This window comes from Phormidium pseudopriestleyi FRX01 (assembly GCF_017313335.1).
In the GTDB taxonomy this organism is placed as follows: domain Bacteria; phylum Cyanobacteriota; class Cyanobacteriia; order Cyanobacteriales; family Laspinemataceae; genus Laspinema; species Laspinema pseudopriestleyi.
In genome coordinates this window covers 1-4,839 of the sequence record NZ_JAFLQW010000419.1, presented here as the reverse complement: position 1 = coordinate 4,839, position 4,839 = coordinate 1, and the positions used below count along the sequence as shown (strand labels likewise).

Genomic DNA, 4,839 nt, shown 5'->3' with positions numbered 1-4,839 from the left:
GGACCGTCGCTGCTCTTATGGGTGAAAAACCTACTATTGTAAGGAGTTTTCTCCACCCTCATAGCTGTTTCATCACACAGGAACTTCGATTTTTTGACTGCCAGCGAGATTGAAGATGGCGTGAATGACTTGTAAGGCTTTCACACCGGACTCGCGATCGACCACACAACTGACTTTAATTTCAGAGGTGGCAATCATTTGGATGTTGATGCGTTCCCTGGCTAGAGCATTAAACATCTTTGCAGCAATGCCGGGGTGATTGATCATGGCGGAACCGACGATGCTAACTTTGGCAATTTCCTCGTCTACAACGATTTCTCCACATCCCAATTCTGCGGCTAAGGGAACTAAGACTCGACGGGCATCTTTCGCATCATTACGGGCCACGGTAAAGGCAATATCTCGGGTGGGAACGCCGTTGACAATGTGGCAGCGTTGGGATTGGATAATCGTATCAACGCTAATATTTTCAGTGGCGAGGACCCCGAAGAATTTCGCCGCCATGCCGGGGCGATCGGGGATATGGCGAATTGCCACCCGCGCTTGATTCAAATCCAGGGCGACACCACGGACTGGGGGAGTATTTGGGGCGATCGCCTTACCCTGGGAACTGCCAGATTGCAGGGACGAGGAACTGACTTCAAAAGCTTGGCAAAGGGCATCGATCGCCCGATCGCACTGCTGCGCATCCACCACACAACTCACTTTCACTTCTGAGGTGGAAATCATCTGCATATTCACCCCCGCCTCAGCGAGAGTCGCGAACATTTTCGCCGCCACACCCGGACGTCCAATCATTCCGGCCCCAGAAATGCTCACCTTGGCAATGGTGCGATCGACCATGACTTCGGCCTCTTCCGGGGCCGAATCCAGGCGGTTGCGGAGGGTCGGGGCGATCGCCGCTGCCACTGCCTCTGCTTGATTCACCGACTCCTGACTCACGGTAAAGGCAATATCATTGGTATTCAGTTCGTGAATGGACTGAATAATCAAATCCACATCGACTTGTTGCCGTCCGATTTCCTCGAACAACTGTCCGGCGACACCGGGGCGATCGGGAACCCGCAATAGGGCGACTTTCGCCTGATTGGTATCAAATTCTACCCCATCCACCGGATGTACCAATTCCAACCCTTCCAGGGGTCGTGCCATTGGGGTAGGCGAACTCACTAGAGTCCCGGGATCGTCGGTCCAACTAGACAGAACCACCAACGGTACTCCATAATTACGGGCAATTTCTACCGCCCGAGGATGCAACACTTTCGCCCCCAAACTGGCTAATTCCAGCATTTCATTGCAGGTAATTTCGGTCATCAGTTGGGCATCGGGAACTAACCGAGGGTCAGCGGTTAAAATACCCGGTACATCGGTATAAATTTCGCAGCGATCGGCCCGTAATGCCGCAGCCAGGGCCACCGCAGAGGTATCCGAACCCCCCCGTCCCAGGGTGGTAATTTCCAACTCTTTCGTACTGGTAATGCCTTGGAATCCCGCAACCACGACCACTTTACCTTCTTGAATCTGTTGCTCAATTCGTTGCGTCTCAATTCGTAAAATCCGGGCGCGGGTATGTGCCGCTTCCGTGACAATGCCCACTTGTGCGCCTGTTAGGGAAATCGCCGGTTGCCCCAATTCTTGCAACGCCATACTCAATAGGGCAATGGAAACTTGCTCTCCCGTAGAAAGCAACATATCCATTTCCCGGCGAGAGGGATTCGACGAGATTTCATTGGCTAATTTTACCAGTCCGTCCGTGGTTTTTCCCATCGCCGAAAGGACTACCACTACGGAATTGCCGCCCTGCACGGTTTTGAGAACCCGCCCTGCCACGGCGTTAATGCGTTCAACGGACCCTACGGAGGACCCCCCGTATTTTTGGACTATCAGCGCCATAATTCTTACCCACTTTTACCTTAAACTCGCCCCGAATCCCAGGGTTGCGCTCCAACTGACATTCAGGTGGGCGATGCGGCCTCTAACAATAACTTAATCAAGGTAACAGACTGCTGTTTCCGAAAACCGCTTAATTTGCAAATTCATTCAACCTCGGGTCCCTATTCCCATTGGCCTCCAGGCAAGGCCTACAGACATCAAGCCCCCATGACTAGGGATCAGAGAAAACGGGCTTTTAGAAGAGGCATTTGGGGAACAAGTTTACCTAACTTAATCTAGTTCAGAGCAAATACTTTCATGGATGTAAAGGTTTCTTGCATTTGCTTGCATCTCTCTAAAAACCCGCTAAAGTAGTAATTGAAGGGGAAAACGCTTCCCTGGCAGATTCAAACAGCCAAGTTCACGTTCACCTAAAGAGGTTAAAGCTGTTCCATTTCACATCTGTCTCGTACCACAACAAACCGAAGAACATCACCCAATCCCCGGGCTGATATTTCCCCAAATGATGCAGTTGGGAGCAAGGCAATTGAAACTGAGGTTTCAGTGCAACTCCAAAGAAGCTCAAATGAAGAGAGGAAATCACTAAGCTAGGAAAGATTGGGTGTTGTTTTTTGCCCGAAATTTTTAACGGATTTGGGGTTTAAATTTTTGCTAAGACAGGATTCTAATTGAGTTTCTGTAACCGGGGTATTCAGACCCCGGTTTGTTGTTTTTAATGGGACATTGCCAGCGATCGCCTTTCGATTTGTTGGACAAAGTTTGCTAACATTTGCAACCCGGCAGTGGAAGATTTTTCCGGGTGAAATTGTACCGCAACGAGGTTATCCCGGGCGATCGCAGCGGTGATGGTTTGACTGCCATGAGTTACAGTAGCAGCAGTCACGGCAGAATCGATGGGGTCAACGTAATAAGAATGGACAAAATACAACCAAGGTTGATGTTGCAAATGTTGCCACAAGGGAACCTCCGGTTGTGTCAAGTCCAGACGATTCCACCCGATATGGGGAATGGTTAAACCGGGTTCGGATTTAAAGCGACGAACCACCCCGGGAATAATGCCTAAACCGGGTTCTTTTCCTTCTTCGCTGCTATCAAAGAGGATTTGCAACCCGAGACAAACGCCTAAAAAGGGTTTTCCCGAGGCGATCGCATCCTGAACCGGGGAGACTAAATCTCGCGATCGCAAATGTTGGATTGCCGGATCAAAGGACCCGACTCCCGGCAACAAAACCGCATCTGCCTGTTCAATTTCCCTAGGCACATCGGTGATTTTTGGTGTGGCCCCTGCATTCTCCAATCCCTTACAGACCGAGTGCAGATTGCCCATATCATAGTCGATGACGGCGATTACCGGCATGGCCTTTTTCCTTAAAATACTTGACTGAGGCTCTTTTTATTATAAAGGTTAACGGACCCATTGCCATGACTCAAACTATCCTCCTAACTTCGTTTGATATTTGGATGTCCCATCACCAAACTAATTCCTCTGATGAGTTATTGGAGAAAGTCTCCCAATTGAGTGGGATTCCCCATCATCTGCACTTTCTACGGAAATTACCCGTAGATTTTCAAGAGGCCCCCAAAATTGCGATCGCCAAAATCAACGAACTGAAACCGGATCTGGTAGTTTGTTGCGGCATGGCAGAATCCCGGCAAAAACTCACCGTAGAAAAACAGGCAAGATGTGGCAAAGAGGCGATCGTCACCGGATTAAATCTTCCTCTGCTAATCCAAGATTTAAAACTCACTGAAATCAGCGAAGATGCCGGACAATTTGTCTGCGAATCCCTCTACTATGCCGTCCTCACTCATCTCCATTCTTACCCCAACAAAACTCCCGCCCTCTTCATCCATGTCCCCATCCTCACTCCCACCAATTTACCACCGATTCTCGACGATTTTATCAGTCTCCTCCATCGCCTAACTCAGTCCAATTCCCATTAAGTATCGTTCTTCCCCCGTTCAACGTCCCGACTTCAGTCGTTCTAATGTTGGGTTAAACCCACGAGATCGAGCAGATCCTTTATCAGTTGTGGAATGCCCTCACCCCCAACCGTCGGCGTCCCAAAGGGGGAGAGGGGAGTTGAAGATGTCATAAATCATTTAGGATTGCTATAGAGAAATGTCTGGGTTTGTTGAAAAAGCGATCGCCCGTTTTAAAATGCCTTAACCCTATATACCCCTAGTCCTGTAGTAGTTTCAAGAACGGATCTCCCGGAATCTAAAACGGGCAAGTTCATAAAAATTAATAGTCCGAGGGTATTCTATCCACTCCATTTATCCTAAAGTAGTGGACAGCGTTAGAGAGCAGACCGTGCGATTTGACACATACGATCCAGGCGACTTTTACGATGAACTGTTTATCGAGAAGGGAAAACCTCGCCCCCAGGCGAAACCCGTGATAAACAGAATCAATTCCCTATCAGACGGAGAACTTCTCCAGCGACAACAGGCGGCACAAAGCGCCATGTTTAAGCTGGGAATCACCTTCACGGTTTATGGAGATAGCGAAGGCAACGAGCGGATTTTTCCATTTGACATTATCCCCCGCATTGTGGCAGCGAACGAATGGGCCACTCTCAATCGGGGTTTGAAACAGCGAATTGAAGCCTTAAATCTGTTCATTGCTGATATTTACGGGGACCAGAAAATTATCAAAGATGGGGTCATTCCCATCGAATTGGTTCTCTCGGCGAAAGGATTTCTCAAACCTTGCATTGGGTTAAAACCACCCAAGGGAATTTGGTGTCACATTACTGGCACTGATTTAGTCCGAGAAAAAGATGGGCAGTGGTATGTTTTAGAAGATAATTTGCGATGTCCTTCTGGGGTTTCCTACGTCCTAGAAAACCGCCGGGTGATGAAAAGTACATTTCCCCAAGTTTTTAGAACGATGGATATTCAACCCGTTGATGAATATCCCAGTCATCTTTTAGAGACATTACT

4 protein-coding genes are annotated in these 4,839 nt (G+C 48.8%); 2 read left to right on the top strand and 2 right to left on the bottom strand.

Translation table 11 applies throughout. The features are described 5' to 3' along the window. Window positions 1–72 precede the first annotated feature (72 nt). Together J0895_RS15710 and hisH are read right to left on the bottom strand one after the other, a co-directional pair. Window positions 73–1,893: an aspartate kinase gene (locus tag J0895_RS15710; RefSeq protein WP_207088988.1), complete on the bottom strand. Its 1,821-nt coding sequence runs from the start codon at window positions 1,891–1,893 to the stop codon at window positions 73–75. A gap of 712 nt (window positions 1,894–2,605) precedes the next feature. Beyond that, a complete protein-coding gene (hisH, locus tag J0895_RS15705; protein ID WP_207088987.1) occupies window positions 2,606–3,250 on the bottom strand; it encodes an imidazole glycerol phosphate synthase subunit HisH in 645 nt (214 codons plus the stop codon). A gap of 65 nt (window positions 3,251–3,315) precedes the next feature. Between hisH and J0895_RS15700 the strand changes: the two genes are divergently transcribed. Together J0895_RS15700 and J0895_RS15695 are read left to right on the top strand one after the other, a co-directional pair. Then, the gene (locus tag J0895_RS15700) at window positions 3,316–3,837 is read left to right on the top strand and encodes a pyroglutamyl-peptidase I family protein (RefSeq protein ID WP_207088986.1); all 522 of its coding nucleotides are present in this window, start codon (window positions 3,316–3,318) and stop codon (window positions 3,835–3,837) included. 370 nt (window positions 3,838–4,207) lie between these two features. Further along, window positions 4,208–4,839 (top strand): circularly permuted type 2 ATP-grasp protein (locus tag J0895_RS15695; RefSeq protein ID WP_207088985.1); only part of this gene is annotated, 632 nt, incomplete at its 3' end.